Here is a 25,444-nt window from a genome sequence, read left to right as displayed (position 1 = left end):
AGGTGGGCGCGTAGGACCGACCGCCGGGCAACTCCGCCGCCGCGAAGACCGCTGCGATCGCGAGCGAATCCATCACCCGATACGCCCCCGCCGGCAGGTCGGCCGGCAGGTCGAGCCCGCCGACGCGGTCTCGGTGGAGGGCCGTGACGTGGTTGCCCATCGCCGCGAACATGCGGCGGACCTGATGGTAGCGGCCCTCGTGCAGGGTCACGGTGGCGTGGGTCGCGTCGTCGGCGGAGAATCCCACGGGGAGGAGCGGCTTGTCGTCGTCCTCCAGGGTCAGGGTGCCGGCGGCGAGGATCGCGCCTTCGTCGCCCCGGAGCGGGCGATCCAGCGTGACGCGGTAGCGCTTGGCGACGTTGGCCTTGGGCGCGATGATCCGGTGCAGCAGCGCGCCGTCGTCGGTCAGGAGCAGCAGGCCGGAGGTTTCCTTGTCGAGGCGGCCGACGGTGGAGAGCGCCGGGTCGCGGCGGCGCCAGCGCTCGGGCAGCAGCCCGTAGACCAGCGGGCCGGCCTCCTTGTGCGAACAGGTCACGCCCAGCGGCTTGTGCAGCATCAGCGCGAGGCCGGGCGGCGGGTCGATGCCTTCGCCGTCGACGGTCAGGCGTGCGGGCAGGTCCAGGGTCACGGCGATGCGGGCGCCCGCGTCGTCGAGGGACGCGCCGTCGAGGACGATGCGGCCGGCCCGCGCCAGGCCCGCGATCTCGCGGCGCGAGCCGTAGCCGAGGTTGGCCAGCAGCTTGTCGAGCCGGGCGGTCGGGACCTTGCTCATCGAAGACCCCGACTCGGACGAATCCGCCTCACTTGCGCGCCTCGAACACCTTGTAGCCGTGGGCCGACGCCTTCACCGTCACCGCCTTGAAGGCCTCGCCGAGAACGCGCTCGTAGGGCAGGTGCGCGTTGGCCGTCAGCCACAGGCTGCCGCCGGGGCGAAGCGCCTCCGCGGCGCGGCGGATGAAGACCTGGCCGAGCTTCTGGTCCTCGGCACCCCCATCGTGGAAGGGCGGGTTCGTCACCACGAAGTCGAGGCGCGTCAGGCCCAGGTCGGCGGCGCGGATGTCGGCCCAGCGGATACTGCTACGCGGGTCGCCGACGTTGCGGCGCGCCATCTCGACGGCGCGGCGGTCGACGTCGACCAGCGTCAGCGCGGTGACGGCGGGCGAGGCCAGCACCGCGCGCGCCAGGATGCCGAGGCCGCAGCCGAGGTCGGCGCCGGCGCCCTTCAGCGCAGGCAGGGTCGCGAGCAGCAGTGCGCTGCCGGGATCGAGCCGGTCCCACGAGAAGATGCCGGGCTGCGTGCAGAGCGCGAGGTTGTCGATGTGGCGCGGTGCGCCCTCGGAGAGCGCCGCGTCCAGCGGCAACGCGCCCTCGGGCCGGACGACGCGGCAGATCCGGTGGTGGCGCCTGGCCTCCTCGGCGCTGCCGCAGCCGAGGTCGGAAAGTTCACGCGCGAGCCGCGCCCCGCCGCGATCCTTCGGCGCCAGCGCCAGGAGGTCGCCGCCGGGCCGGAGTGCGCGAAGCGCCTGCGCCAGGACGAAGCGGCGCTCCACGGTCCCGGGCGGCGCGAGCATCCAGACCCGCGCGAGGCTCAGGTCGGCGCAATCCTCCAGTCGGGCCGACCCGGGAACGAGGGGCGAGACCTGGACGGCGCCGGGCGGAACGTCGGCGAGCTCCGCGGGCGGTAGGCCGTAGACGGCATCGGATAAGGACGTGTCGGACATGGGTGTCGTGAATTTCGGTGTCGCGGATTTCGGTGTCAGTCGACGGAAGAGGCCATGGAGGATGCGGGCGACGCCGCGATGCGGCCGCTCCGCGCGGGAACGGCTCGGGATACGCGGTCGGCTCGTCGTCGCGGAATCCGCTCACCGCCGGGTCGGCACGGGGAGCCCGACGCATCAACACGCCGTTTCGCGCGATTCGAAAAGGCGCGCGCCGAAAAGAATCAGCCGCGCGGGAATTCCAGGCCCATCTCGCGGTAGCGGGCCGGGTCGTCGGCCCAGTTCTCGCGCACCTTCACATGCAGAAACAGATGCACTGTGGTCTCGGCCACCTCGGCGATCTCGCGGCGGGCCGCCGTGCCGATCGCCTTGATGGTCTGGCCGTCCTTGCCGAGCACGATCGAGCGCTGGCTCTCGCGCTCGACGAAGATGGTCTGCTCGATGCGCACCGAGCCGTCCTTGCGCACCTGCCACTGATCGGTCTCGACGGTGGAGCGGTAGGGCAGCTCCTCGTGCAACCGGTCGTAGAGCTTTTCGCGGGTGATTTCCGAAGCGAGCATGCGGATCGGCGCGTCCGAGACCTGATCCTCCGGGTAGAGCCAGGGGCCGGCCGGCATCAGCTTGGCCAGAGCCTGCTTCAGCGTGGCGATGCCGTCGCCGTTCAGCGCCGAGATCATGAAGGTGTCGGCGAAGGGGATGCGCTTGTTCAGCTCCTCGGCCAGCGCGAGCAGCTTCTCGCGCAGGATGAGGTCGATCTTGTTGAGGATCAGGATCTTGTGCCGGCGCACGTCCGGCAGGCGCGCCAGGATCGTCTCCAGCTCCTCGTCGATCCCCTTGCGGGCGTCGACCAGCAGGCAGACCGCGTCGGCGTCGGCCGCCCCGCTCCAGGCGGAGTGGACCATCGCCCGGTCGAGCCTGCGCTTCGGCTGGAAGATGCCGGGCGTGTCGACGAGCACCACCTGGGCCGAGCCCTCGATCAGGATGCCGCGCACCAGCGCCCGCGTGGTCTGGACCTTGCGCGAGACGATCGAGACCTTGGTGCCGACGAGGCTGTTCAGGAGCGTCGACTTGCCGGCGTTGGGCACGCCGATCAGGGCGACGAAGCCGGCCTTGGCATCGGTGGGCGTGCCCGGCAGCAGGCTCGGGGGCGCCCGCTCCGGCGCCGCCTCGAACGCGTCCTCGGAATCGTCCTGCGGGTCGTCCTGGGGCTCTTCTTGGGCCATCGCGCTCATGTTCGGTCCTCGCTCGGCCGCTCGCCGACCCCGTGCCTTGCCTCGTGCCCGCCAGGGCCGCCACCCTCGACGATGCCCTCGCGGCCCAGTACGGCGCGGGCGGCGTCCTGCTCGGCGAGGCGCTTCGAAGGCCCCTCCCCGATCCCCGCCTCCAGCCCGGCGACGCGGGCGGCGATGCGGAAATGCGGGGCGTGGTCGGGGCCGGAGCGCTCGACGACCTCGTAGACCGGGATCGCGAGGCCGCGGCCCATCGCCCATTCCTGCAGCGCCGACTTCGCGTCGCGGCCGCGGGGCGCGCCGGTCGGCTCGGCCGGGCGGAAGGCGGATTCGATAAGCGCCCGGGCGGCCTCGTAGCCGGCATCCATGTAGACCGCGCCGAGGATGGATTCGCACACGTCGGCCAGGATCGTCTGGTTGCGGCGCCCGCCGCCCAAAACCTCGCCCTGCCCGAGGACGAGGTGGGGGCCGACGTCCCAGGCGGTGGCGACGGCGGCGCAGGTCTCGCGCCGAACCAAGCCCGCGAGGCGCCGCGAAAGGTCGCCCTCGTCGGCCTCCGGGAAGGCGGCGTAGAGCCTGTCTGCGATGGCGAGGCCGAGGACGCGGTCGCCGAGGAACTCGAGGCGCTGGTAGCTGCCGACGCGGCCGGCCGCCTTGCTGACATGCGTCACCGCGCGGACGAGCAGCGACGGGTCGGCGAAGCTGTGCCCGATCCGCGCCTCCAGCGCCGACAGGTCGGGCCTGGGCCGCGCCTTGCGCCGGGCGCGGGCGGAGGGGCGCGCCTCGTCGGCCAAGGCGGAGGTCAGTGGATCGTCGAGAACAGGCGGCCCCAGCGCACGTGGGCCGGCCAGTTCCAGATCTGCCAGGCGGGCGTACCCTCGTCGATCGAGAAGAAGATCATCTCGGCGCGGCCGACGAAGTTCTCGAACGGCACGTAGCCGACGTTGGCGAGGTCGCGCGAATCGGTCGAGTTGTCGCGGTTGTCGCCCATCATGAAGAAGTGGCCCGGCGGCACGGTGTAGAGTTCGGTCTTGTCCCAGAACCCGTTGTCGCCGTCGCGCTCGATTGTGTGGTGCACGACGCCGTTCGGCAGCGTCTCGTTGTACTGCGGCACCTTCGTCGCCTGGCCGTAGGGGTCGATGGTCTCGTAGTCGGCGATGCGCTCGCGCTTGACCGGCTTGCCGTTGATGTTGAGCACGCCGTCGATCATCTGGATCTTGTCGCCGGGCAGGCCGATCACCCGCTTGATGTAGTCGGTGGCGTTGTCCTTGGGCAGCTTGAACACCGCGATGTCGCCGCGCTTGGGCTCGGCCGCCCAGACGCGCCCTTCCGACTTGATCGGAAGGTACTCGCTCAACGGCAGGGAGTATTTCGAGTAGCCGTAGGAGTACTTCGACACGAATAGGTAGTCGCCGATCAGCAGCGTCGGGATCAGGGAGCCGGAGGGGATGTTGAACGGCTGGAACAGGAGCGTGCGCACCACGAGCGCGATCAGCAGCGCCTGGATCCCGACCTTCAGCGTCTCGCGGATGCTGGCCCAGGTGCCCGGCTGCGTGCGGACTTCGTGCTTTCCGTCCCGATCCAAGCGCGCGCGTTCCATCTGTCGATCCGTCTGGCGATCCGTCCGGGACGAGGCCGACGGCCCGCGCGGGCGCCGCCCGCGGCGCCCCACCCGTGTCCGTTGCGTCGCGGGGGTCTAGACCAACCCGGGTTCCCCCGCAACGCGCCGGGATCGCGCGTCAATCCCGTCCGGTACCCTCCGGCACGGCCTCGATGATCACGAAAGCTTGTGCCATCGGCGGATCGTCGGTGAGCGTGACGTGGACTTTGGCCCCGTGGCCGGCCGGAAGCATCGCGGCGAGCCGCTCCTGGGCACCCCCGGTGAGGCGGAGGGTCGGCTGACCGCTGGGGAGGTTCACCACCTCCATGTCGCGCCAGAACACGCCGTTGGCGAGGCCGGTGCCGAGCGCCTTGGCGCAGGCCTCCTTGGCGGCGAAGCGCCGGGCGTAAGAGGGCGCGCGAGCGGCCTTGCGGTCGCATCGGGCGCGCTCGCCGTCGGTGAACACCCGGTGGGTGAAGCGCTCGCCGAAGCGCTCCAGCGAGCGCTCGATCCGGCGGATGTCGCAGAGGTCGGAACCGATCCCGAGGATCATCGGCCCCGGCCTCCGGCGCGGGCCTCATCCATCGCGGTGCGCATGTCGCGGATCGCCTGGGGCAGCCCGACGAAGATCGCGTCGGCGATGAGGGCGTGGCCGATGTTGAGCTCGCGGATCTCCGGGATCCGCGCGATCGGCCCGACGCTGCCGGTGGTGAGCCCGTGTCCGGCATGGATCTCGAGACCGAGACCCTGCCCGTGCGCGGCCGCGCGGACGATCCGGTCGCGCTCGTGCGCCGTGGCCGCCGCGTCTCCCGCGATCGCGGCCTCGCAGTAGCTGCCGGTGTGGAGTTCCACCACTGGCGCGCCCAGCGCGTGGGCCGCTTCCATCACGGCGGGGTCGGGCTCGACGAACAGCGAGACGCGGATGCCGGCCTCGGCCAGCGCCCGGATGCGGGGCGCCAGGTGCGCGCGCCCGCCGACGATGTCGAGGCCGCCCTCGGTGGTGCGCTCCTCGCGCTTCTCCGGGACGAGGCAGGCGGCGTGCGGCTTCAGCTTGAGCGCCAGCGCCACCATCTCGTCGGTGGCGGCCATCTCGAAGTTGAGCGGCACCGTGAGCGTGCGGGCGAGCGCCTCCATGTCGGCGTCGCGGATGTGCCGCCGGTCCTCGCGCAGATGCGCGGTGATCCCGTCGGCACCGGCTTCCACCGCCAGATGCGCGGCCTTCACCGGATCGGGATAGGCCCCGCCGCGGGCGTTGCGGACGGTGGCGACGTGGTCGATGTTCACGCCGAGGCGGAGAGGCTGTGCCGACATACGCCGACCTTTATCAGAGGGCATCGGGTTGGACGCGTCGTCCATAGCCCAGATCGCGCCGCCGTGGCGCCTCGCCGGAGCGGAAAATCCGCCGCATCGCCGGGGCTTCGAAGGCGGATGCGCCCGCCGGCGGATCGTCGCGCCCTCCCTCGAAGGCGCCCTCGAACGCGAAAAGGCCGGGCGCGATACGCCCAGCCTTTCCGAAGATGCCGAAAGACTCGGCGGTATGCAGAGCTTAGCGAACCGGGTTGGCGCCGGCGTTGCCCGGAACCGTGCGGGTGCCGTCCTCGCGGGCGGCCGGCATCGTGGTGGCGGCGCCCGCGGCGCCCGGAGCGGTGCCGGTGGTGGCCGGCATGTCGCCGCGCACGGTACCACCCTTCTCCATCGCCTTCTCGGAGTTGCTCTTCACGCTGCCGGGGTTGTTCATGTTGCCGGTGGCGGACTGCGCGAACGCTGCACCCGACAGCGCGAGCACGAGCGCCGTGGCGGAGATGAGGGTCTTACGCATCAGATGTATCCTTTATTTGATCGATGTGGATCAGGAACGTTGCGCGACACCGATAGTTCGGAAGAATTTTTTCGCGGCGATGCCCGGCCACAGGGAACCGGGCCTAACCATCTGTCCACATTTCGATTTTCGCGACTGATAAATCACTGTCGCCGTCCCGAAGCGCTTCGCGCGGCGCGATCGCTACCGGGCAAGCATCCGTGCGACCCGGCGGGTGCGCCTTCTCGATCCGGCCTTGCGGGCGGGCCTTGCGATTTTCGGCGAAACCGACTATCGGCCCCCTTCGCGTTCGCTCCGGCTGGGGGCTGAACGGACGGTGCCGTTCGCGGCACAGGCTTTCTTCGCGTCGCCTCGGGCGACATCCGAATGAGCCGTCGTCCCGTGTCTCCGCCTTCGATCAACCGCTCGGGCCCCTTAAACGGCTCGGAGGGCTTGGCGCCGGGCGATCTCGCGAACCGAACCGGCCCGGAACTCATCGTGCATCTGCATGTCCGGGCCTCATTCAAGCTGAAGGGCCCGTAATGCCTCTCTACGAGCACGTATTCCTGGCACGCCAGGACGTGACGTCCCAGCAGGTCGAGACGATGATCGAGACCTACAAGGGCGTCATCGAACAGAACGGCGGACGTTTCGAGAAGATCGAGATGTGGGGCGTCAAGTCCCTCGCCTACCGGATCAAGAAGAACCGCAAGGCGCACTTCACCCTGCTCAACATCGACGCCCCCCCGGCCGCCATGGCCGAGATGGAGCGCCAGATGCAGATCTCGGAAGACGTGCTCCGCTTCATGACCATCCGCGTGGAAGAGCTCGAGCACGAGCCGTCCGCGATGATGCAGAAGCGCGACCGCGACGACCGCAAGGATCGTGAGCGCGGCCGTCGTCGCGACGACGAGGGCTTCGGTGGTGGCGGCGGCGGCTTCGGCGGCGACCGCGACCGTGGGGATCGCGGCGATCGCGGCGACCGGCCCGAGCGCAACTTCGGCGGGGAGAACTAAGCCATGGCATTCGGTGCAAGTGCTGGTGGAGCCGCCGGCGGCGGTGGCCGTCGTCCGTTCTTCCGTCGTCGCAAGACCTGCCCCTTCTCCGGCGCCAACGCGCCGAAGATCGACTACAAGGACGTGAAGCTGCTGTCGCGTTACGTCTCGGAGCGCGGCAAGATCGTCCCGTCCCGCATCACCGCGGTCTCGGCCAAGAAGCAGCGCGAGCTCGCCCAGGCGATCAAGCGCTCGCGCTTCCTCGGCCTGCTCCCCTACGTCATCAAGTAGGCTTTTCACGAGGTTCGCCGGTCCGGTCTACCGAGCCGGCGGCCTCGATTCCCGGGCGGCGGACATCACCGCCGCCCGATCGTTGGGGCGCTTCCTGCCTCTAACCCCGCCCGCATTTCGAGCGCGGCGGCGGGACAGCGGATTTCATGGTCCAGAACCTCGGCATCGGTATCGGCGCGGGCCTCGTCTCGGCACTCCTGTTCGGAATGCTGCTGAAGGCCACCCCGCTCGCGATCGTCCTCTACCTCCTGGCGCCCCTGCCGATCCTCATCGTGGGTCTCGGCTGGAATTCGCGCGCCGCGCTCGCGGCGGCCGCCTCCGGCAGCCTCGCGCTGGCGCTCGTCGTCTCCCCTTATCTCGGCCTGGGCTTTGCGGCCTACCTCGCGGTGCCGGCCTGGTGGCTGGCCTACCTCGCCCTGCTCGGCCGCCCGAACGCCGACGGCACCCTCGAATGGTATCCGACCGGGCGCCTGCTCGGCTGGACCGGAGCCACGGCGGCGCTCGCCTTCATCGCCATCGCCGTGATGTCGGCGCCGAGCCACGAGGCGTTCGAGGGGCAGCTCAAGGGCTTGGCCGGAACCATCGTCCGCGCCCAGATGCGCGACCTGCCGAGCGCGCCGGCCAAACCCGGTACGGACAAGCCGGGCGCCGACACGGCCACCGCCGACAAGGCCGAAGCTGGCAAGCCCGGCGAGACCGCCGACGCCGCGCCCGCGGCCGCGGAAGCCCATGCCGAGCTGGTCGACGCGCTGGCCCGCACCGTGCCGGCCTTCGCCGCGAACGGTCTCGCCCTGCTCCTGACCTTCTATCTCTGGGCCTCCGCCCGCATCGTCCAGCTCTCGGGCCGCCTGCCGCGGCCCTGGCCGGACATCCCTGCGACCATCATGCCGCGCACCATGCTCGGCCTGCTGGCGGTGGCGGCGGTCCTCGCCTTCGCGCCGGGCTACGCGGGCGTCCTCGGCACCGCACTCGTCGGTTCGGTGAGCGCGGTCTTCGCGCTGCAGGGGCTCGCCGCCTTCCACGATCGCAGCCGCGGCCGGCCCGCCCGCGGCATGATGCTGTTCGGCCTCTACCTGATCCTGTTCTTCACGCAGGGCATCGCCCTGATCGTGCTCACCCTGTTCGGCCTCGCCGACACCGCGCTCAACCGCCGCCGTCGACCCGACGGCGCGGCCCCTTGAGACCCCGGCCGGCCCGCAGCGGCGGCCCCACTGAGAGAAGGACGAAGACCATGGAAGTGATCCTGCTTGAGCGCGTCGCCAAGCTCGGCCAGATGGGCGAGACCGTGAACGTGAAGCCGGGCTTCGCCCGCAACTTCCTCCTCGCCCGCGGCAAGGCGCTGCGCGCGACGGAGGGCAACAAGAAGCACTTCGAGACCCAGCGCGCCCAGCTCGAGGCGAAGAACCTCGACCGCAAGAAGGACGCCGAGGCCGTCGCCGAGAAGCTCGACGGCCAGACCTTCGTGCTCATCCGCCAGTCGGGCGAGTCCGGCGTGCTCTACGGCTCGGTCTCCACCCGCGACCTCGCCGAGGTCGTGACCAAGGACGGCTTCACCGTCGAGCGCGGCCAGTTCACCCTGAACCAGCCGATCAAGACGCTCGGCCTGCACGTGGTCCCGGTGGTGCTGCACCCCGAGGTCGACGTGAAGGTCACCGTCAACGTCGCCCGCAGCCCCGAGGAGGCCGAGCGTCAGGCCCGCGGCGAGTCGGTCACCGAGCGCGAGGCGTTCAACCTCGACGACCTCGGCCTGGAAGTCGGCATGGCGCTGGCCGAGGCCGGCGAAGGCGCCGACGACCGCGGCTGATCGCGCCGCCCTCCCGCCTCCTGCGATGGAGACGGAGGGCTGTGGATGGCGGTGACAGCGGGGACGGCGCCCCAAGAGGGTTGACGCGTTCATCGTTTGTTCCAAGATGGACGCCCGTTCCTCGAACCGAGGGGCGGGCGTCCTCGCGTTCCGGGCTACCGTGACGCGGACGTCGGCGGCTAAGCATCGGTCAACCCTACCGGTGCCATGGTCGTCGGATCTTGTTCGGGATGCGGGGCCGGCCCGGCCCGCATCGATTCGGAGCGACCGCCGATGGCCCTGCCCAATGCCCTAGCGGCCAAGCTCGAAGCCGTGCAGGCGGAGTACCGCGTCGCGCCGCACAACATCGACGCGGAGCAGGCGCTGCTCGGCGCGATGCTGGTGAACAACGACGCCTACTACCGCGTCTCGGACTTCCTGCTGCCCGAGCACTTCATGGAGGACGCCCACCAGCAGATCTTCCAGGTGGCGACCTCGCTGATCAAGGCAGGCAAGCTCGCGACCCCGATCACCCTGAAGACCTATCTCGGCGACGCCGACTTCGGCGGCCAGACGGTGATGCAATACCTCGCGCGGCTCGCCGCCGACGCCACGACCGTCATCAACGCCGGCGAGTACGGCCGCACGATCTACGACCTCGCGATCCGCCGCCGGCTGATCACCATCGGCGAGGACCTCGTCAACGGCGCCTACGAGGCGCCCGTCGAGCAGGCGCCGCGCGACCAGATCGAGGAAACGGAGCGGCGGCTCTACGAGCTGGCGGAAGCCGGCCGGTACAGCGGCGGCTTCCAGAAGTTCTCGGACGCGCTGACCACCGCCGTCGACATGGCGGCCAAGGCCTACCAGCGCGAGGGCAAGCTATCGGGGCTGGCCACGGGGCTCTCGGACCTCGACGCCAAGATGGGAGGCCTGCAATCCTCCGACCTGATCATCCTCGCCGGCCGTCCGGCCATGGGCAAGACCTCGCTCGTGACCAACATCGCCTTCAACATCGCAAAGGCCTACCAGGGCGAGAAGCAGGCCGACGGCACGATCAAGACCAAGAACGGCGGCATCGTCGGGTTCTTCTCGCTCGAGATGTCGGCCGAGCAGCTCGCCACCCGCATCATCGCCGAGCAGTCGGGCGTGCCCTCCTACAAGATCCGCCGCGGCGACATCCGGCCGGAGGACTTCTACAAGATCACCGACGCCGCCCGCGACATGCAGACGATCCCGTTCTACATCGACCAGTCCGGCGGCATCTCGATCGCGCAGCTCGCCGCCCGCGCCCGGCGCCTCAAGCGCCAGAAGGGCCTCGACGTGCTGATCGTCGACTACCTGCAGCTGCTCGCCGGCTCCGGCAAGCGCTCGGACAACCGCGTGCAGGAGATGACCGAGATCACCACCGGCATGAAGGCGCTGGCCAAGGAGCTGTCGGTGCCGATCATCGCGCTGTCGCAGCTGTCGCGCCAGGTCGAGAACCGCGACGACAAGCGCCCGCAGCTCTCGGACCTGCGTGAATCGGGCTCGATCGAGCAGGACGCCGACGTGGTGATGTTCGTGTTCCGCGAGGAATACTACGTCAACAACAAGAAGCCCCGCGAGGGCACCGAGGAGTTCTTCGCCTGGGAGGCGGAGATGAACCGCGTCCACGGCAAGGCCGAGGTCATCCTCGGCAAGCAGCGCCACGGCCCGACCGGCACGGTGGAGCTGCAGTTCGACGCCAACATCACCCGGTTCTCCAACCTCGCCCAGAGCGACCGGCTGCCGGACCAGATGTGATAGGCTGTGACCGCGCGAATGAAGGAGGACGACCGTGGCGGCGCCGAGACGCGTGGAGAGCCCGAGATCCGGAACGGCATACGAGGCCGACCTCGCGGCCTGGTCGCTGGAGCAGGCCGCGCACCTGCGCGCGGGCACCTGGGATCGCCTCGATCTCGCGCATCTCGCCGATGAGATCGAAGCCTTGTCCCGCACGGAACACCATGCCCTGACGAGCGCCCTGCGCGTGATCCTGCTTCACCTGCTGAAATGGGATCACCAGCCCCAGCGGCGCACGTGCGGCTGGGCCACCTCGATCAAGACGCAGCGCCTCTCGGTCGCCGAACGGATCGAGGACTGCCCGAGCCTCGTGCCGCTGCTTCCGCAATTCCTGGCTCGCGCCTACCGCCGGGCTCGGATCGAGGCCGCAGGCGAGACCGGCCTCGACGAGTCGGTGTTCCCCGCCGCGTGCCCGTATCCCTACGAGGCGATCATGACCCGCGCGATCGCGTGGCCGCCCGAACCCGAGGTCTCGTAGGCGTTTGCGCTACAGCGTCACCAGCGCACCGGGCTGCTTCACCTCGATCTCGACGAAGGCGATCGGATGATCCGAGCCGTTCATCACGTCGTGGCGGATGCCGGCCGGGCGACTGTAGGCCTGCCCCGCGGCGAGCGCGGTCTCGCCGACCTTCTCGCCGTCGTGGACCCGGAGCGTCCCGGCCACCAGCATCACCACGAAGTAGGGCCAACCGTGCTCGTGCCAGCCGGTCACCGCGCCGGGGGCGAAGTCCCACCGGGTGATGCGAAGCGTCGCATCGTCCTGCTGGACGGTGGGAATCGCCGGGATCGTGCAGGCGAACGCCATTCTCGGTGATCCTTCCTCGCGGGCCTTCGACGCGCCGACGGCTCCGGCGTCGGCGGGAGCCCAGCCTTGCAGGCGCCGTGCCTTCCGGCCGCTGGCGCGTTAATGGCATGCCTTGCGGGTCGCCCGCACGCATGGCGAATCGACCGCACGTTTGGCAAAAACCTCGGAGCTCGACGATTTCCCGAGACAGCACCGTGACAGATGCCACCGGGCACGGCGCCCGCCTCACCGTCGATCTCGGCGCCGTCGCGGAGAACTGGCGGCGGCTCGCGGCCGAGGCGCCGGGCCGCGCCTGCGCCGCGGTGGTGAAGGCCGACGCCTACGGCTGCGGCTCCGACGCCGTCGTGCGGGCGCTGTGGACGGCCGGCTGCCGCACGTTCTTCGTCGCGCATCTCGGAGAGGCCGCACGGGTGCGGGATGCGCTGCCGGAGGCTGCGATCTACGTCCTGAACGGGCTGCTGCCCGGCGCGATGCCGGCCTATGCGGCACTGGACCTTCGCCCGGTGCTCGGCTCGGTGCAGGAGCTGTCCGATTGGGCCGCCTTCGGAGGCGGGACGCGGGCCGCCGCGCTGCACGTCGACACCGGCATGAACCGCCTCGGGCTCTCCGTCCCGGACGCGTTGGCGCTCGCCGGCGACCCGCGGATCGCGGCCGCCGGAATCGACCTGATGATGAGCCACCTCGTCAGCGCCGAGCTGCCCGGGGAGCCGGTCAACGGCCGGCAGATCGCCGACTTCGCACGCGTGCGCGCGGCGTTCCCCGGCATTCCCGGCTCGCTCGCGAACTCGTCGGGCGTCTTCCTCGACGGGGCGACGCATCACGACCTGCTGCGCCCGGGCTACGCGCTGTTCGGCGGCAACCCGACGCCCTATCGCGCCGCCAACCCGATGCGGCCGGTGGTGCGGCTGGAGGCGACGATCCTGCAGATCCGCCACGTCGAGGCCGGCGCGCAGGCCGGCTACAACGGGCGGTGGACCGCACCCGCCCCCCGGCGCCTCGCGACGCTCTCGCTCGGCTACGCCGACGGCTATCCCCGTGCCGCGAGCGGCCGCGGTCATGCGCTCGTGGCCGGCATCCTTTGTCCGATCCTCGGCCTCGTCTCGATGGACCTGATCATCCTCGACGTCACCGAGGCGCCCGAGGCCGCGCGCGGCGGCGTCTCCACGCTGATCGGCGACGCGCTCGACGTCGATACGGTCGGACAAGCCGCGGGCACGATCGGCTACGAGATCCTGACGGGGCTGGGTTCCCGTTACGTTCGCACGTATATCGGGGGCTGACGCCGTCCTCCGCCACGGAGCCGGACCCGCTGATTCGTCGCGAGCGCATGGCAAAGATCCACCAGACCTTCATCTGCCAGGCCTGCGGCGCGGTCTACAACCGCTGGCGCGGGCGCTGCGAGGCCTGCAACGGCTGGAACACGATCGTCGAGGAGACGCCCGGCGGCTCCGGCCCGCAATCGGGACCGGCCGCGACCCGGCCCGGCCGCGCCCGCGGGCGCGTGTTCCCCCTCGAAGGCCTGACCGGCGAGGCCCGCGAGGCGCCGCGCATCCCGTCCGGCATCGGCGAGCTCGACCGCGTCACCGGCGGCGGCTTCGTGCGCGGCTCGGTGATCCTGCTCGGCGGCGATCCCGGCATCGGCAAGTCGACCCTGCTGATGCAGGCCTCGGCCGCCATGGCCGGGACCGGCGAGCGCGTCGCCTACATCTCCGGCGAGGAGGCGGTGGGGCAGGTGCGCCTGCGCGCCGAGCGCCTCGGACTGTCGGGCCACCCGGTGGAGCTGGCCGCCGAGACCAACGTCGAGGACATCGTCGAGACCCTGTCGCAGGGGCGCCCGCCCGCGCTCGCGATCATCGACTCGATCCAGACCATGTGGACCGAGACCGTCGAGTCGGCGCCCGGCACGGTCACGCAGGTGCGCTCCTCGGCGCAATCCCTCATCCGCTTCGCCAAGACCACGGGCACGGCCGTGATCCTCGTCGGCCACGTCACCAAGGACGGGCAGATCGCCGGCCCGCGCGTGGTGGAGCACATGGTCGACGCCGTCGCCTCGTTCGAGGGCGACCAGGGCCACCACTTCCGCATCCTGCGGGCGGTGAAGAACCGCTTCGGGCCGACCGACGAGATCGGCGTGTTCGAGATGACCGACATGGGGTTGGCCGAGGTGCCGAACCCCTCCGCCCTGTTCCTGGCCGGCCGGGACCACCAGGCCGCCGGCACCGCGGTCTTCGCCGGGATGGAGGGCACGCGCCCCCTGCTCGTGGAGATCCAGGCGCTGGTCGCGCCCTCGTCGCTCGGCATGCCGCGCCGGGCCGTCGTCGGCTGGGACCCGAACCGGCTCTCGATGGTGCTCGCGGTGCTGGAAGCCCATGGCGGCATCCGGCTGGGCACGCACGACGTCTACCTCAACGTCGCCGGGGGCCTGCGCATCTCCGAGCCTGCGGCGGACCTGGCGGTCGCGGCAGCCCTCGTCTCGTCCCTGTCGGGCGCGGTGCTGCCGCCGGAGACGGTGTATTTCGGCGAGATCGGCCTATCGGGCGCGATCCGGCCGGTGGCGCAGGCCGGCGCACGCCTCAAGGAGGCGCAGAAGCTCGGCTTCGCGAAGGCGATGACCCCGCAGGGGCGCGGCGAGACGGTGGATCGGGCGTTCGCGACGGAGTCGCTGCGCCACATCGCCGACCTCGTGGCCGGAATCGCCGCCAACGGGCCGCGACGGGTCGGCTCGGGCAAGCGCCGCCACACAGCCCACGACGAAGACGAGGATTGAGCGCCCGGCTCTATCCCGCTCGACGAACCATCCGCGCTGGGTTGTGGATTTCAACCAAGCCGCAGAAGCCTGTCTGCAACCGGCGGTTCCGGCGGCCGGCGGTCGCCGCCGAGGGTGACGGCCGAGTTTCACCGCGATATAAAGCGCGCGCGGTCCCAGGGGAGCCGCAGACCGCATCGCTTTCGTCGTGGCATCTCCCCATCCGATCCGAACCCGCAGATGCCGTTTTCCGTCCTCGACCTCGTGGTGCTCGGCATCGTCGTGATCTCCGCGCTGCTGGCGGCCGTCCGCGGCGTCACGCGGGAGGTGCTGGCGATCATCGCCTGGGTCGCCGCCGCCGCGGTGGCGTGGTCGCTCTATCCGATGCTGCTGCCGACGGTGAAGCAGCACGTGACCAGCGACACCGTGGCCCTCGTCGCCTCGATCGCGGCGATCTTCCTCGGCACGCTCATCGTCGTCTCCATCATCACCGTGAAGATCTCCGACGTGGTGCTCGATTCGCGCATCGGCGCGATCGACCGCTCGCTCGGCTTCCTGTTCGGCGCCGCCCGCGGCTTCCTGATCTGCGTGATCGGCTGGGTGTTCCTGTCCTGGCTGGTCCAGGGCAAGGTCCCGACCTGGGCCGCCGAGGCGCGCACCCGCCCGATGCTCGAGAAGTCCGGCGACGCGCTCGTCGCACAGCTGCCCGAGAACCCGGAGGGCTTCCTCAAGCAGTTCAAGAAGCCGAAGGTCGACACCCCGCAGAACGAGCCGGTCGACGCGCCGGCCGAGACCGAGACTCCGGTGGTGCGTCCGACCACCCCGGCCGTGCCCGCGCCGCGGCGCTGAGGCCGCCTCCGCATGCTTATGTCGCCGCGGTCACCCTGACCTGCGTTCGATCCGGCTTGGTTGCGATGCCGCGAGCGCTCAGATAACGCCTTGACGACGGCGCCGCGGGCCGACCGCGCGGATCCGCTCCGGGCGGCCCCTTGCGGCATTCCGGCGGACGGCAACCAGGGATCGACCTCAGGCCATGTCACACCACGCCGCAACCGTGGATTCCGTGTTCGATCCCGAGACCGATGGCGACACGCTCCGCGAGGAATGCGGCGTCTTCGGCATCTTCGGCCATCCCGACGCCTCGGCGATCGTCGCGCTCGGGCTGCACGCCCTGCAGCACCGCGGCCAGGAGGCGGCGGGCATCGTCGCCTTCGACGGCGAGGTCTTCCATTCCGAGCGCCGCCCCGGGCTCGTCGGCGATTCGTTCTCGGACGGCGGCACGATCGAGCGGCTGAAGGGCCGTGCCGCAATCGGCCACGTGCGCTACTCGACCACCGGCGGCACCATCCTGCGCAACGTCCAGCCGCTCTTCGCCGAACTCGCCGGCGGCGGGCTGGCGGTGGCGCATAACGGCAACCTCACCAACGCGCTCTCGATCCGCCGCGACCTCGTGCGCGACGGCGCGATCACCCAGTCGACCTCGGACACCGAGGTGATCCTGCACCTGGCCGCGCGCTCGCGGAAACCCCGGATCGTCGAGCGCTTCATCGACGCGCTGCAGGCGATCCAGGGCGCCTACGCCATCGTCGCGCTCACCAACAAGAAGCTGATCGGCGCCCGCGACCCGCTCGGCATCCGCCCGCTGGTGCTCGGCGAGCTCGACGGCCGCTACATGCTGGCCTCCGAGACCTGCGCGCTCGACATCATCGGCGCGAAGTTCGTGCGCGACGTCGAGAACGGCGAGGTCGTGGTGATCTCGGAGGACGGCATCGAGTCGATCCGCTTCGCCGACAAGGTGCCGATGCGGCCGTGCATCTTCGAGTATATCTACTTCGCCCGGCCGGATTCGGTGGTGAACGGCAAGAGCGTCTACGCCGTGCGCAAGAACATCGGCGTCGAGCTTGCCCGCGAGGCCGCGGTGCCGGCCGACGTGGTGGTGCCGGTGCCTGATTCCGGCGTGCCGGCCGCCCTCGGCTTTGCCCAGCAGACCGGCATCCCCTTCGAGATGGGGATCATCCGGAACCACTATGTCGGCCGCACCTTCATCCAGCCGACGCAATCGGTGCGCGAGCTCGGCGTGCGGATGAAGCATTCGGCCAACCGCGCGGCGATCGAGGGCAAGCGCATCGTGCTCGTCGACGACAGCCTCGTGCGCGGCACCACCTCGGTGAAGATCGTGCGGATGATGCGCGAGGCCGGCGCGGCGGAGGTGCATTTCCGCATCGCGAGCCCGCCGATCACCTATCCCGACTTCTACGGCATCGACACGCCCGAGCGCGAGAAGCTGCTCGCCGCCACCCACGACCTGGAGGGCATGCGCCGCTACATCGGCGCGGACTCGCTGGCCTTCCTGTCGATCCCCGGCCTGTACCGGGCGATGGGGGAGAACGAGCGCGTCGAGGCCTGCCCGCAATACACCGACCATTGCTTCACCGGCGACTACCCGACCGGCCTGACGGACCTGGCCATCGCCGGCCCGAAGCGCCTCGCCATGCTCGCCGAAGCGGATTGACCGTCCACGCATGACCGAAACCAAGACCCTCGACGGCCGCGTCGCCGTCGTCACCGGCGCCTCCCGCGGGATCGGCCGTGCGGCGGCGCTCGCGCTCGCGGAAGCCGGCGCGCACGTCATCGCCGTGGCGCGCACGCAGGGCGCGCTGGAAGAGCTCGACGACGCGATCCGCCGGGTCGGGTCGAGCGCGACCCTCGTGCCCCTCGACCTCACCGACTACGACGGCATCGACCGGCTCGGCGCGGCGATCAACGACCGCTGGAAGCGCCTCGACATCGTCGTCGGCAACGCCGGCATCCTCGGCAACCTCATGCCGATCGGCCACATCACCCCCAAGGTGTGGGGCCAGGTGATGGACGTCAACGTCACCGCGAACTGGCGGCTGATCCGCTCGCTCGACCCGCTGCTGCGGATGTCGGATGCGGGCCGGGCGATCTTCGTCACCTCCGGGGCGGCTTCCAAGTGCAAGGCCTATTGGGGGCCCTACTCCGTGTCCAAGGCGGCGCTCGAGGCCCTGGTGCGGACCTACGCGGCCGAGAACGCGACTACGGCCGTCAAGGCGATGCTGCTCAATCCGGGACCGTTGCGCACCGACATGCGCCGCGCTGCGATGCCGGGCGAGGACCCGGAGACGCTGCGGACGCCGGAAGACCTCGCGCCGCACTTCGTCCGGCTGGCGAGCCCCGGATCGACGGATTCCGGCACCATCTACGACTTCCCGACCGACCGCATCCTGACCTCGCAAGCGACGCGCTGACGGGTCCGGACGGCGCCCGCACCATTCGGATATCCTGATGATCGACGTGCGCTGCATCTGCGCGATCGGCCAGCGCGGCCAGCTCGGGCTGAACGGCCAGCTCCCCTGGGAGGGCAACACCGATCCGCTCTTCGTCGAGGACGTGACGCGATTCTTCGCGCTGACCATGGGCCACGTGCTCATCGCCGGCCCGAAGACGGTGGCCTCGGTGCCGGCCTTCGCGTTCGAGGATCGCACCATCGACGTGATCCGCTCGCACGAGGACCCGGAGGCGGTGCTGGCGCGATATCCCGGCCGCCGCGTCTTCGTCGGCGGCGGCATCGCGGTCTGGAACGTCTACGCCAAGTACATCCAGAACTGGGACGTGACCCGCCTCCCCTACGACGGCGACGCCGACCGCTGGTTCGACCCGGCCTGGCTCGTCGGCGGGGCGCTGCGCGGGTGACGGCATCCTTCGCGGACCCGGCGCGTTTCAGCGGACGTGCCGAACGCGAAGGGATGCGATGACCACCGAGAGCTACCGCTTCGGCATCGAAGAAGAGTACTTCCTGGCCGACGCGGAGACGCGCGGCACGCCGCGGCGCTCGGTCAAGCCGTTCCATGTCGAGGCGGCCGAACGGTTGCCCGAGGCGGGGCGCGAGTTGCTGCAGTGCCAGGTCGAGGTCTGCACGCCGCCCGTCACCGATTTCGCCGAAGCAAGAGATTCGCTCGCCCGGCAGCGTGGGGCGCTCGCGGACCTCGCCGCCGAGCACGCGCTTCTGATCTTCGCCGCCGGCACCCATCCGGTGGCCGACTGGTCGCGGCAATTGCCGACCAAGGGCGACCGCTACCGCGGCATCCTGCGCGACGTCGGCTTGGCCGGGCGGCGCAGCCTGATCTGCGGCATGCACGTCCACGTCGAGGTGCCGGACCCGGAGGCGCGCGTCGACCTGATGAACCGGCTGCTGCCGTTCCAGCCGCTGCTGTTCGCGCTCTCGGCTTCCTCGCCGTTTTGGCAGGGCAAGCCCACGGGGCTCGCCGCCTATCGCCTCAGCGCCTTCGGCGAGCTGCCGCGCACCGGCCTGCCCGAACTCTTCGCCGACGCCGCGGCCTACGCGCGCTACGTGCGGATCATGACCGAGGCGGGGTCGATCCAGGATGCGAGCTTCCTGTGGTGGTCGCTGCGGCCCTCGATCAAGTTCCCGACGCTGGAGTTGCGCATCGCCGACAGCTGCACCCGGCTCGCCGACGCGCTGACCATCGCCGCCCTGTTCCGCTGCCTCGTGCGCCTCGTGGTGCGCCGGCCGGACCTCAACGCCGGCCTCGACGGGGTCTCGCGGGCGCTCGCCGACGAGAACCTGTGGCGCACCCAGCGCAGCGGCGTCGGCGCCGAGCTGATCGACGAGACGCGCGAGGCGGGCCTGCCCTTCGCCGACGCACTGGAGGCGGTGCTCGACCTCGTCGCCGAGGATGCGGCGGCTTTAGGCTGCGCGGCCGAGGTCGCCCACGCCCGGACCATCGCCACCGAGGGCACCAGCGCCGACGGCCAGATCGCCGCCTTCGAGGCGGCACGGGAAGCCGGCCTCAACAACCGCCAAGCCCTCGACGCCGTGGTGGATTGGCTGTCTCGAACGACGCGGGGTGCGTGAGCGTGCCGTCGCCCGGTGCGACTCCCGTTGCGCCCGTGCGCGTCCTCTGCCTCGGCTACAGCGTCACCGAGGAGGTCGGCTACGTGGAGCGGGCCGGCGAATGCGCCGCCGCGGAGGGGGCCGACCTCGTCTTCCTGAAATCCGGCTGGGGCGGGCACAGCGTCCACGCCATCGCCTACATGATCGATGAGATCCTCGACACGATCGCCTGCGATCGGGTCCTGCTGGAATTGTTCACCGGCAACGTGCGCTACTACGACCGCCGCGCGCTAAGCTTCTTCCTCGACCAGATCCTCGCGGCGACCGCCCGCCGCGGCCGGCCCGTCGCCTTCCTCAATCTGTATCAGGGCGGGGTCGACTACACGTCGGAGACGGTCGCCGGCCTCCTCGACGATTACGAGGCCTGCCTCGGTATCCCGATCCTCGATCTCGCCCGGCCCGTGGCCGCATCCGGCCCGGAAGAACGCGCGCTCTGGCTGAAGGACGGCACCCACGTGACGCCTGCCGGCGCCGACCTCTACGGGCGGCAGGTCTACGACTTCGTGCGCGGGCGCGGCTTCGGCGCGGCCTACATCCACCGCTACCGGGCGTTGCCGAGCCTGTTCACGCCCCTCAGGCTGGTGGCGATGCCGGACTGCTCCTGCCCCTTCGCGATGCAGCGGAACGGCATCCCGCTGCACTATGCGACGATCCCCGAGAACACGTCGCTCTCGATCGATCTCGGGCGCCGCGCCGACGTGCGCGCGGTCATGACGACCTACGGCCCCCTGAACGGGACGCTGCGCTTCTCGAGCCCGTCCAGCGAACGCACCCGCGACGTGCTGCTCTACGACCGCTTCAGCTACTACGCGCGCTCGATCGTCATGAACGTGAACCTCAAGGGCATCCGGACCCTGACGTGCTTCCAGCGCGACATCGTGCCGGACATCGAACTCGCGAAGGGCGAGAAGAACACCGGGCCGCGGATGGGCTACGTCTCGCACGTGTTCCTTCACCGGCGACTGACGCCGACGGAATGGCTGCGCCATCACCGGCACCGCGCGTTCTGGGGCATGCACCGCCTGCGCCGTGCCATCTCTCACTCTCGCAAGAGAACCGGCGCGTGACCTAACCCTTGTCGAACGGGTTCGACGAGGTCCGCAGGCTCCAGCGGATCGGCGTGCCCGGCAGGTCGAACGATTCGCGCAGGGAGTTGGTGAGGTAGCGCTGGTAGCTCTTCGGCAGGGCGTTGAGCTGGTTGCCGAACAGCGCGAAGTGCGGCGGGCGGCTCTTCACCTGGGTGGCGTAGCGGATCTTGATGCGCCGGCCCGACACCGCCGGCGGCGGGTTGCGCTGCGTCGCCTCGGAGAGCCAGTCGTTGATCCGCGACGTCGAGATGCGGGTATCCCAGACATCCGCCGCCTTGATCACGGCCTGCATCAGCTTGTCGAGGCCGTCGCCGGCGAGCCCCGAGAGCGGCACCACCGCGACGCCGCGCACCTGCGGCAGCAGCCGGGTGCAATCCTCGCGCAGGGTCTTGAGCAGGCCCGGCTGGTCGGCGACGAGGTCCCACTTGTTGAGGCCGATCACCAGGGAGCGGCCCTCGCTCTCGACGAGGTCGACGATGGTGAGGTCCTGCTTCTCGAACGGGATCGTGGCGTCGAGCAGCACCACCACCACCTCGGCGAAGCGCACGGCGCGGATGCCGTCCGACACCGCGAGCTTCTCGAGCTTGTCCTCGATCCGGGCGCGGCGGCGCATGCCGGCGGTGTCGTGCAGCTTGATCCGGCGGCCGTGCCACTCCCAATCGAGCGAGATCGAATCGCGGGTGATGCCGGCCTCCGGGCCGACGAGCAGTCGGTCCTCGCCGAGCATCCGGTTGATCAGCGTCGACTTGCCGGCGTTCGGGCGGCCGACGATGGCGACCTTGAGCGGCTTGCCGCGCGGGTCGTCGTCCTCCTCGTCCTCGTCGGATTCCGGCAGGTTCTCCTTCAGCGCCTCGTGCAGCTCGCCGATGCCCTCGCCGTGCTCGGCCGAGAACGGGATCGGGTCGCCGAGGCCGAGGCGGAACGACTCGTAGGCGCCGGCCATCCCGGCGCCGCCCTCGGCCTTGTTGGCGATGAGGATCACCTTGCAGCCGGCCCGGCGCACCAACTCGGCGAAGGGCTGGTCGGCGGGCAGGATGCCGGCGCGCGCGTCGATGACGAACAGCACTACGTCCGCTTCGAGGATCGCGGCCTCGGTCTGCATCCGCATCCGGCCGAGCAGCGTCGCCGAATCGGCCTCCTCGAGGCCCGCGGTGTCGATGATGCGGAAGTTCAGGCCGCCGAAGGCGACGTCGCCCTCGCGGCGGTCGCGGGTGACGCCGGGGCGGTCGTCGACCAGCGCCAGCTTCTTGCCCACGAGGCGGTTGAACAGGGTCGACTTGCCGACATTCGGCCGTCCGACGATCGCGACGGTCGGCAGTTCCATGGGGTGGTCCGTTCTATGATCGGTCGAGCCGCCGGGCCGGCCCGGCGGCGAAAGTCTGGAGAATGCCCAAAACCTCCGGTGCGAGCCAGTCGCACCGGAGGTTTTGGGCCAGCATCTTGGGCGATCAGCGGGTGATCGGCGGCGGGGGCGCGGCGGGCTCTGGCTTCGCCTGTGTCACAGTCACCGGGCCGCCGGCCACCAGTGCGACGTAGACCTCAATGCGCTGGCGCAGGTTCTGCGGCGTCTCGGGGTCCATGTTGAGCTGGTCGAACCAGCGCCCGGCCTCGTCGTACTGCCCGTTCTTCAGGGCGGCGAGCCCCAGCATTTCGCGGGCCGTGAAGCGGAAGGGCGAGCCGGCGGCCAGGCTCTGCAGGCTCGCCAGCGCCGGCGCCGGGTCCGGCAGGTCGAGGCGGATCAGCGCGGCACGAAGCCGGGCCAGGTCGCGCAGGCCGTCGCCGAGCGCCGTGTCGCCGGAGATGGCGTCGAAGGCGCCAGCGCCCGCGGCCGGGTCGCGCTTGGCGGTCTCGGCAGCCGAGCGGAAACGGGCGAGCAGGCGGTAGCCGGCCGGCCCCTGCGTGCCGAGGACCTCGTAGGCCTTGTCGGCCTCCGCGACCTTGCCGTCGCGGGCGAGGCGGTTGGCCTCGTCGAATTGCTGCGAGGCGGCCTCGGCAGCGTTGCGCTGGGCCGTCTGCCAGTAGCGCCAGCCGCCGACGCCGGCCACCACCAGGATCGCCACCGCGATGATCACGCCGCTGTAGCGGCGCCAGATCTCGGCGACCTTGTCCCGGCGATAGTCCTCGTTGACCTCGCGGATGAACTCGTTGTTCTCAGCCATCGTATCCCGGTCCGGCGCGTGAGCCGGACGACCTGAAGCGTCTCGATCGGCCCGCGCCTAGCACGCGGGCGCCGGTTTGGCGACCGGGCAGGCCTCAGGCTTGGCCCGGCCAGGCGTAGACGCCGATCAGCAGCGGGTGGAGGTACTTGCCGAACACGAACCAGGCGACGACGCCGACGACCACCGCGATCGCGTCGTTGCGCCAGCCCGCAGGCGCCGCGGCGCCGCCGTGCTGCGCGACGACCTGGCCCGCGGTGAGTGCCCGGCGCTTGGCGCTGATCCGTGCGACCACCGCCCAGGCGAGGAACGAGCCGAACAGCAGGATCGAGCCGAGGTCGCCGTTGGCGAGCAGGTGCGCGGTCGCCCAGATCTTCACCGCGAGCAGCATCGGGTGCTTGGCCTTCGCCCGGATGTGACCCGGCAGGTAGGCCGAGGCCAGCACGACGAAGGCGAGCAGCACCAGGACCAGGGACAGGTGGCGCGTCCAGACCGGCGGATCCCAGACCGCGATGTAGCCGGCGGCGCGGTAATTGTGGAAGCCGACCCCGATCAGCACCAGGCCGAGGACGGACAGGAGCATGTAGCCGAGCTTGTACTTGCCCTCGCCGACCTGGCCGACGACCTCCGAGCGCTTGGCGCGCAGCATCGAGAAGGCATGGGTGCCGAGGAACAGCACCAGCCCGAGGATCAGGATCAACATGGAAGGGGACACTCGGCTGGGGAGGATCGGACGCCCCGCACCGGCGGGAAGCCATTCTGTAACGGTTCTGAACAGAAACTCCGGTGGTTTGTCCAGGCGCGCAGGGTCTGCTTCAACCGCGCACGTCGTCCACGCGCGCTCTGGGCGCAACCACCGGTCACCCGCATGCGCCTCCGCCTCGTGCTCGCCGTCCTGTCGCTGCCGGCGCTCGCGCAGGCGGCGGCCGAGCCACCGCTGTCGAGCCTGACACTGGTCGGTCCGCCGGCCATCGTGTTCAAGGCCGGGCGCGACGCCTGCGACGGCGCCGACGTGCCGGACGCCTCGGCCCGCGCGTTCCGGGACGCCACCGGCGCCGTCGCCCTGTTCGGGATGCACTACCGCAACCGGGCCTTGCGCGGGCCGGACCTCGACCGGCTCAAGCTCGACTGCAAGGTGGTGCTCGACTCGGGCGAGAAGGCCGACCCGGCGCTCTACGACGACCGCTCCTGGATCACCGCCACCTGGACCGAGGACGGCACGGCGATCGCCGCGCTCGTGCACCACGAGTATCAGGCGAACGAACACCCGGGGCGCTGCACCGCCAAGGGCTACGAGGCGTGCTGGTACAACACGATCACCGCCGCCGCCTCCACGGACGGCGGCCGCAGCTTCCTGCGTACGACCCCGCCGGCGGTGGCGATGGCGGCCCCGTTCCGGCAGGAGGTCGGCCAGGGGCGCCACCGCGGCTTCTTCAACCCCTCGAACGTGTTCGCCGACGGGCGCTTCCGCTATGTCTTCGTCTCGACCACCGGCTGGGACCGTCCCGGCGACCAGGAGGCCGGCGTCTGCCTGTTCCGCACCGCGACGCCCGCCGACCCGGCGAGTTGGCGCGCCTGGACCGGCACCGGCTTCACCGCCGCCTTCCCGGACCCGTACCGCACGAAGGCCGCAGCGAAGGGGACCGAGACCTGCAAGCCGGTGGCGCCGTTCCCGACGCCGGTCGGCGCCGTGGTGCGCCACCGCGGCACGGGCGCCTTCGTCGCGGTCTTCATGGCCAAGAAAGGCGACATGGCCAAGAAAGGCGACGGTCCGGCCGGCGCGAATTTTCCGGAATCCGGCTTCTACTGGACGAGCTCGCGCGACCTGCTCAGCTGGGACGTGCCGCGGCTGCTCGTCGCCGGGACGACGCTCTACGACGACCCCTGCGCGGCGGCGGGCGGCCTGATCGCCTACCCGTCCCTCCTCGACCCCCGCGCCGAGGGCCGCAACTTCGACGACGTCGGCGACACCGCGATCCTCACCTACGTCACGCTGAAGACCGAGGGCTGCACCATCACCTCGGACCGCGACCTGCTGCGGCGGCCGGTGGCGATCAAGGTCTGGCCGTGACCGGTTCGTGACTTGATGGGCCGCGGGCTCGGCGGCATCGTGACGCCAGCAACGGAGCCGCCATGACCGCCCACCTGATCACCTGGGACGAATGCGACGCGAGCGTCGCCGCCAACGGCGTCGCCAAGCGCACGATCCCGGGCGCGGGCGCCAGCCTGGTGCGGATCGTCGTCCCCGCCGGCACCTCGGCCCCGCGGCACAGCCACGCCCACGAGCAGTTCGTGCAGGTGCTCTCCGGCTCCGGCACCCTGGAGACCGAGCAGGGCCGTGCGGCATTCGGCCCCGGCAGCGTGTTCCACTTCCCCCCGGAGGCGTGGCACGCGGCAGAGTTCACGACCGAGACCGTGCTGGTGGAGATCAACTTATCGGCGTGAAGTCCGGCGGACAGGTCGTTCGATGCCGCCCAT

27 protein-coding genes and 1 pseudogene are annotated in these 25,444 nt (G+C 70.7%); 16 read left to right on the top strand and 12 right to left on the bottom strand.

Translation table 11 applies throughout. The features are described 5' to 3' along the window. Window positions 1-70: 70 nt before the first annotated feature. From FV234_RS01030 to FV234_RS00995, 8 genes and pseudogenes are all read right to left on the bottom strand, one after another. Window positions 71-772 (bottom strand): annotated as a pseudogene (locus FV234_RS01030) (pseudouridine synthase); the annotation flags it as partial. 28 nt (window positions 773-800) lie between these two features. Continuing rightward, window positions 801-1,721 carry a methyltransferase gene (locus FV234_RS01025; RefSeq protein WP_147827850.1) on the bottom strand — a complete coding sequence of 307 codons (921 nt, stop codon included), beginning with the start codon at window positions 1,719-1,721 and terminating at the stop codon, window positions 801-803. Window positions 1,722-1,942: 221 nt separating this feature from the next. Further along, window positions 1,943-2,941: a GTPase Era gene (gene era, locus FV234_RS01020; protein WP_147750522.1), complete on the bottom strand. Its 999-nt coding sequence runs from the start codon at window positions 2,939-2,941 to the stop codon at window positions 1,943-1,945. A 5-nt stretch (window positions 2,942-2,946) separates the two neighbouring features. Then, entirely contained in the window at window positions 2,947-3,741 is a 795-nt protein-coding gene (rnc, locus tag FV234_RS01015; protein ID WP_147827849.1) for a ribonuclease III, read from the bottom strand. Window positions 3,742-3,749: 8 nt separating this feature from the next. Beyond that, entirely contained in the window at window positions 3,750-4,547 is a 798-nt protein-coding gene (gene lepB / locus FV234_RS01010) for a signal peptidase I (protein WP_147750492.1), read from the bottom strand. A 139-nt stretch (window positions 4,548-4,686) separates the two neighbouring features. Then, the gene (acpS, locus tag FV234_RS01005; RefSeq protein WP_147750491.1) at window positions 4,687-5,100 is read right to left on the bottom strand and encodes a holo-ACP synthase; all 414 of its coding nucleotides are present in this window, start codon (window positions 5,098-5,100) and stop codon (window positions 4,687-4,689) included. Beyond that, complete coding sequence (locus FV234_RS01000; RefSeq protein ID WP_147827848.1) at window positions 5,097-5,858, bottom strand: pyridoxine 5'-phosphate synthase; 762 nt, start codon at window positions 5,856-5,858, stop codon at window positions 5,097-5,099. Before FV234_RS01000 ends, acpS begins: the two co-directional genes overlap by 4 nt. Before the next feature lie 235 nt (window positions 5,859-6,093). Next, window positions 6,094-6,369 (bottom strand): hypothetical protein, encoded by a 276-nt coding sequence (locus tag FV234_RS00995; RefSeq protein WP_238272603.1) that lies wholly within the window; start codon window positions 6,367-6,369, stop codon window positions 6,094-6,096. Between the two features lie 518 nt (window positions 6,370-6,887). On the opposite strand from FV234_RS00995, the gene rpsF reads away from it, so the two are divergent. From rpsF to FV234_RS00965, 6 genes are all read left to right on the top strand, one after another. Continuing rightward, window positions 6,888-7,361: a 30S ribosomal protein S6 gene (rpsF, locus tag FV234_RS00990; protein ID WP_147762646.1), complete on the top strand. Its 474-nt coding sequence runs from the start codon at window positions 6,888-6,890 to the stop codon at window positions 7,359-7,361. Window positions 7,362-7,364: 3 nt separating this feature from the next. Then, window positions 7,365-7,631 (top strand): 30S ribosomal protein S18, encoded by a 267-nt coding sequence (gene rpsR, locus FV234_RS00985; protein ID WP_147725733.1) that lies wholly within the window; start codon window positions 7,365-7,367, stop codon window positions 7,629-7,631. 146 nt (window positions 7,632-7,777) lie between these two features. Next, the gene (locus FV234_RS00980) at window positions 7,778-8,812 is read left to right on the top strand and encodes a hypothetical protein (protein WP_147762645.1); all 1,035 of its coding nucleotides are present in this window, start codon (window positions 7,778-7,780) and stop codon (window positions 8,810-8,812) included. A 50-nt stretch (window positions 8,813-8,862) separates the two neighbouring features. After that, window positions 8,863-9,435: a 50S ribosomal protein L9 gene (rplI, locus tag FV234_RS00975; protein WP_147750486.1), complete on the top strand. Its 573-nt coding sequence runs from the start codon at window positions 8,863-8,865 to the stop codon at window positions 9,433-9,435. A gap of 273 nt (window positions 9,436-9,708) precedes the next feature. Beyond that, complete coding sequence (locus FV234_RS00970) at window positions 9,709-11,196, top strand: replicative DNA helicase (protein WP_147750485.1); 1,488 nt, start codon at window positions 9,709-9,711, stop codon at window positions 11,194-11,196. 34 nt (window positions 11,197-11,230) lie between these two features. Further along, window positions 11,231-11,713, top strand: coding sequence for a DUF29 domain-containing protein (locus FV234_RS00965; RefSeq protein WP_147827846.1), 483 nt, complete (start codon window positions 11,231-11,233; stop codon window positions 11,711-11,713). Window positions 11,714-11,722: 9 nt separating this feature from the next. Here FV234_RS00965 and FV234_RS00960 read toward each other — a convergent pair whose 3' ends face one another. Beyond that, the gene (locus FV234_RS00960; RefSeq protein WP_147762643.1) at window positions 11,723-12,040 is read right to left on the bottom strand and encodes a cupin domain-containing protein; all 318 of its coding nucleotides are present in this window, start codon (window positions 12,038-12,040) and stop codon (window positions 11,723-11,725) included. A gap of 194 nt (window positions 12,041-12,234) precedes the next feature. Between FV234_RS00960 and alr the strand changes: the two genes are divergently transcribed. The 8 genes from alr (at window position 12,235) to FV234_RS00920 (ending at window position 20,789) form a co-directional block, all read left to right on the top strand. Beyond that, a complete protein-coding gene (gene alr, locus FV234_RS00955) occupies window positions 12,235-13,320 on the top strand; it encodes an alanine racemase (RefSeq protein ID WP_246686096.1) in 1,086 nt (361 codons plus the stop codon). 47 nt (window positions 13,321-13,367) lie between these two features. Continuing rightward, window positions 13,368-14,807, top strand: a complete 1,440-nt coding sequence (radA, locus tag FV234_RS00950) for a DNA repair protein RadA (RefSeq protein WP_147827844.1) — start codon at window positions 13,368-13,370, stop codon at window positions 14,805-14,807. Window positions 14,808-15,026: 219 nt separating this feature from the next. Then, window positions 15,027-15,635: a CvpA family protein gene (locus FV234_RS00945; protein ID WP_147750480.1), complete on the top strand. Its 609-nt coding sequence runs from the start codon at window positions 15,027-15,029 to the stop codon at window positions 15,633-15,635. A gap of 184 nt (window positions 15,636-15,819) precedes the next feature. Then, on the top strand, window positions 15,820-17,298 hold the full coding sequence (gene purF / locus FV234_RS00940) for an amidophosphoribosyltransferase (RefSeq protein ID WP_147827843.1): 1,479 nt from the start codon (window positions 15,820-15,822) through the stop codon (window positions 17,296-17,298). 10 nt (window positions 17,299-17,308) lie between these two features. Then, window positions 17,309-18,055 (top strand): SDR family NAD(P)-dependent oxidoreductase, encoded by a 747-nt coding sequence (locus FV234_RS00935; protein WP_147827842.1) that lies wholly within the window; start codon window positions 17,309-17,311, stop codon window positions 18,053-18,055. A 37-nt stretch (window positions 18,056-18,092) separates the two neighbouring features. Continuing rightward, a complete protein-coding gene (locus FV234_RS00930; RefSeq protein WP_147750477.1) occupies window positions 18,093-18,500 on the top strand; it encodes a dihydrofolate reductase in 408 nt (135 codons plus the stop codon). Between the two features lie 58 nt (window positions 18,501-18,558). Next, window positions 18,559-19,683 carry a carboxylate-amine ligase gene (locus FV234_RS00925; RefSeq protein ID WP_147827841.1) on the top strand — a complete coding sequence of 375 codons (1,125 nt, stop codon included), beginning with the start codon at window positions 18,559-18,561 and terminating at the stop codon, window positions 19,681-19,683. A gap of 35 nt (window positions 19,684-19,718) precedes the next feature. Beyond that, window positions 19,719-20,789 (top strand): SGNH/GDSL hydrolase family protein, encoded by a 1,071-nt coding sequence (locus FV234_RS00920; protein ID WP_147827840.1) that lies wholly within the window; start codon window positions 19,719-19,721, stop codon window positions 20,787-20,789. A 1-nt stretch (window position 20,790) separates the two neighbouring features. Here the strand turns inward: FV234_RS00920 and der are convergent, their stop codons facing one another. From der to FV234_RS00905, 3 genes are all read right to left on the bottom strand, one after another. Further along, a complete protein-coding gene (gene der / locus FV234_RS00915; protein WP_147827839.1) occupies window positions 20,791-22,134 on the bottom strand; it encodes a ribosome biogenesis GTPase Der in 1,344 nt (447 codons plus the stop codon). Window positions 22,135-22,258: 124 nt separating this feature from the next. Continuing rightward, window positions 22,259-22,969 carry a tetratricopeptide repeat protein gene (locus FV234_RS00910; RefSeq protein WP_147827838.1) on the bottom strand — a complete coding sequence of 237 codons (711 nt, stop codon included), beginning with the start codon at window positions 22,967-22,969 and terminating at the stop codon, window positions 22,259-22,261. Window positions 22,970-23,063: 94 nt separating this feature from the next. Further along, entirely contained in the window at window positions 23,064-23,669 is a 606-nt protein-coding gene (locus FV234_RS00905) for an NnrU family protein (protein ID WP_147827837.1), read from the bottom strand. A 165-nt stretch (window positions 23,670-23,834) separates the two neighbouring features. Here FV234_RS00905 and FV234_RS00900 point away from each other — a divergent pair, with 165 nt between their 5' ends. Together FV234_RS00900 and FV234_RS00895 are read left to right on the top strand one after the other, a co-directional pair. Beyond that, window positions 23,835-25,037, top strand: coding sequence for a hypothetical protein (locus tag FV234_RS00900; protein ID WP_147827836.1), 1,203 nt, complete (start codon window positions 23,835-23,837; stop codon window positions 25,035-25,037). Window positions 25,038-25,099: 62 nt separating this feature from the next. Continuing rightward, entirely contained in the window at window positions 25,100-25,411 is a 312-nt protein-coding gene (locus tag FV234_RS00895; protein ID WP_147827835.1) for a cupin domain-containing protein, read from the top strand. The last annotated feature ends 33 nt before the right edge of the window (window positions 25,412-25,444 follow it).

The organism is Methylobacterium sp. WL8 (assembly GCF_008040045.1).
Classification (GTDB): domain Bacteria; phylum Pseudomonadota; class Alphaproteobacteria; order Rhizobiales; family Beijerinckiaceae; genus Methylobacterium; species Methylobacterium cerastii.
The sequence above is the reverse complement of the archived record's forward strand: the minus strand, read 5'-3'. Positions and strand labels throughout refer to the sequence as shown.

Excerpts from the sequence above, each read along its gene's own strand:
- radA (WP_147827844.1), top strand. The coding sequence starts at position 13,368 with ATGGCAAAGATCCACCAGACCTTCATCTGCCAGGCCTGCGGCGCGGTC.
- FV234_RS00960 (WP_147762643.1), bottom strand. The coding sequence starts at position 12,040 with ATGGCGTTCGCCTGCACGATCCCGGCGATTCCCACCGTCCAGCAGGAC.
- FV234_RS00945 (WP_147750480.1), top strand. The coding sequence starts at position 15,027 with ATGCCGTTTTCCGTCCTCGACCTCGTGGTGCTCGGCATCGTCGTGATC.
- rplI (WP_147750486.1), top strand. The coding sequence starts at position 8,863 with ATGGAAGTGATCCTGCTTGAGCGCGTCGCCAAGCTCGGCCAGATGGGC.
- FV234_RS00900 (WP_147827836.1), top strand. The coding sequence starts at position 23,835 with ATGCGCCTCCGCCTCGTGCTCGCCGTCCTGTCGCTGCCGGCGCTCGCG.
- rpsF (WP_147762646.1), top strand. The coding sequence starts at position 6,888 with ATGCCTCTCTACGAGCACGTATTCCTGGCACGCCAGGACGTGACGTCC.
- FV234_RS00910 (WP_147827838.1), bottom strand. The coding sequence starts at position 22,969 with ATGGCTGAGAACAACGAGTTCATCCGCGAGGTCAACGAGGACTATCGC.
- lepB (WP_147750492.1), bottom strand. The coding sequence starts at position 4,547 with ATGGAACGCGCGCGCTTGGATCGGGACGGAAAGCACGAAGTCCGCACG.
- FV234_RS01025 (WP_147827850.1), bottom strand. The coding sequence starts at position 1,721 with ATGTCCGACACGTCCTTATCCGATGCCGTCTACGGCCTACCGCCCGCG.
- era (WP_147750522.1), bottom strand. The coding sequence starts at position 2,941 with ATGGCCCAAGAAGAGCCCCAGGACGACCCGCAGGACGATTCCGAGGAC.
- FV234_RS00980 (WP_147762645.1), top strand. The coding sequence starts at position 7,778 with ATGGTCCAGAACCTCGGCATCGGTATCGGCGCGGGCCTCGTCTCGGCA.
- FV234_RS00895 (WP_147827835.1), top strand. The coding sequence starts at position 25,100 with ATGACCGCCCACCTGATCACCTGGGACGAATGCGACGCGAGCGTCGCC.
- der (WP_147827839.1), bottom strand. The coding sequence starts at position 22,134 with ATGGAACTGCCGACCGTCGCGATCGTCGGACGGCCGAATGTCGGCAAG.
- FV234_RS00935 (WP_147827842.1), top strand. The coding sequence starts at position 17,309 with ATGACCGAAACCAAGACCCTCGACGGCCGCGTCGCCGTCGTCACCGGC.
- acpS (WP_147750491.1), bottom strand. The coding sequence starts at position 5,100 with ATGATCCTCGGGATCGGTTCCGACCTCTGCGACATCCGCCGGATCGAG.
- FV234_RS00905 (WP_147827837.1), bottom strand. The coding sequence starts at position 23,669 with ATGTTGATCCTGATCCTCGGGCTGGTGCTGTTCCTCGGCACCCATGCC.
- purF (WP_147827843.1), top strand. The coding sequence starts at position 15,820 with ATGTCACACCACGCCGCAACCGTGGATTCCGTGTTCGATCCCGAGACC.
- FV234_RS00970 (WP_147750485.1), top strand. The coding sequence starts at position 9,709 with ATGGCCCTGCCCAATGCCCTAGCGGCCAAGCTCGAAGCCGTGCAGGCG.
- FV234_RS00930 (WP_147750477.1), top strand. The coding sequence starts at position 18,093 with ATGATCGACGTGCGCTGCATCTGCGCGATCGGCCAGCGCGGCCAGCTC.
- rpsR (WP_147725733.1), top strand. The coding sequence starts at position 7,365 with ATGGCATTCGGTGCAAGTGCTGGTGGAGCCGCCGGCGGCGGTGGCCGT.
- FV234_RS01000 (WP_147827848.1), bottom strand. The coding sequence starts at position 5,858 with ATGTCGGCACAGCCTCTCCGCCTCGGCGTGAACATCGACCACGTCGCC.
- FV234_RS00925 (WP_147827841.1), top strand. The coding sequence starts at position 18,559 with ATGACCACCGAGAGCTACCGCTTCGGCATCGAAGAAGAGTACTTCCTG.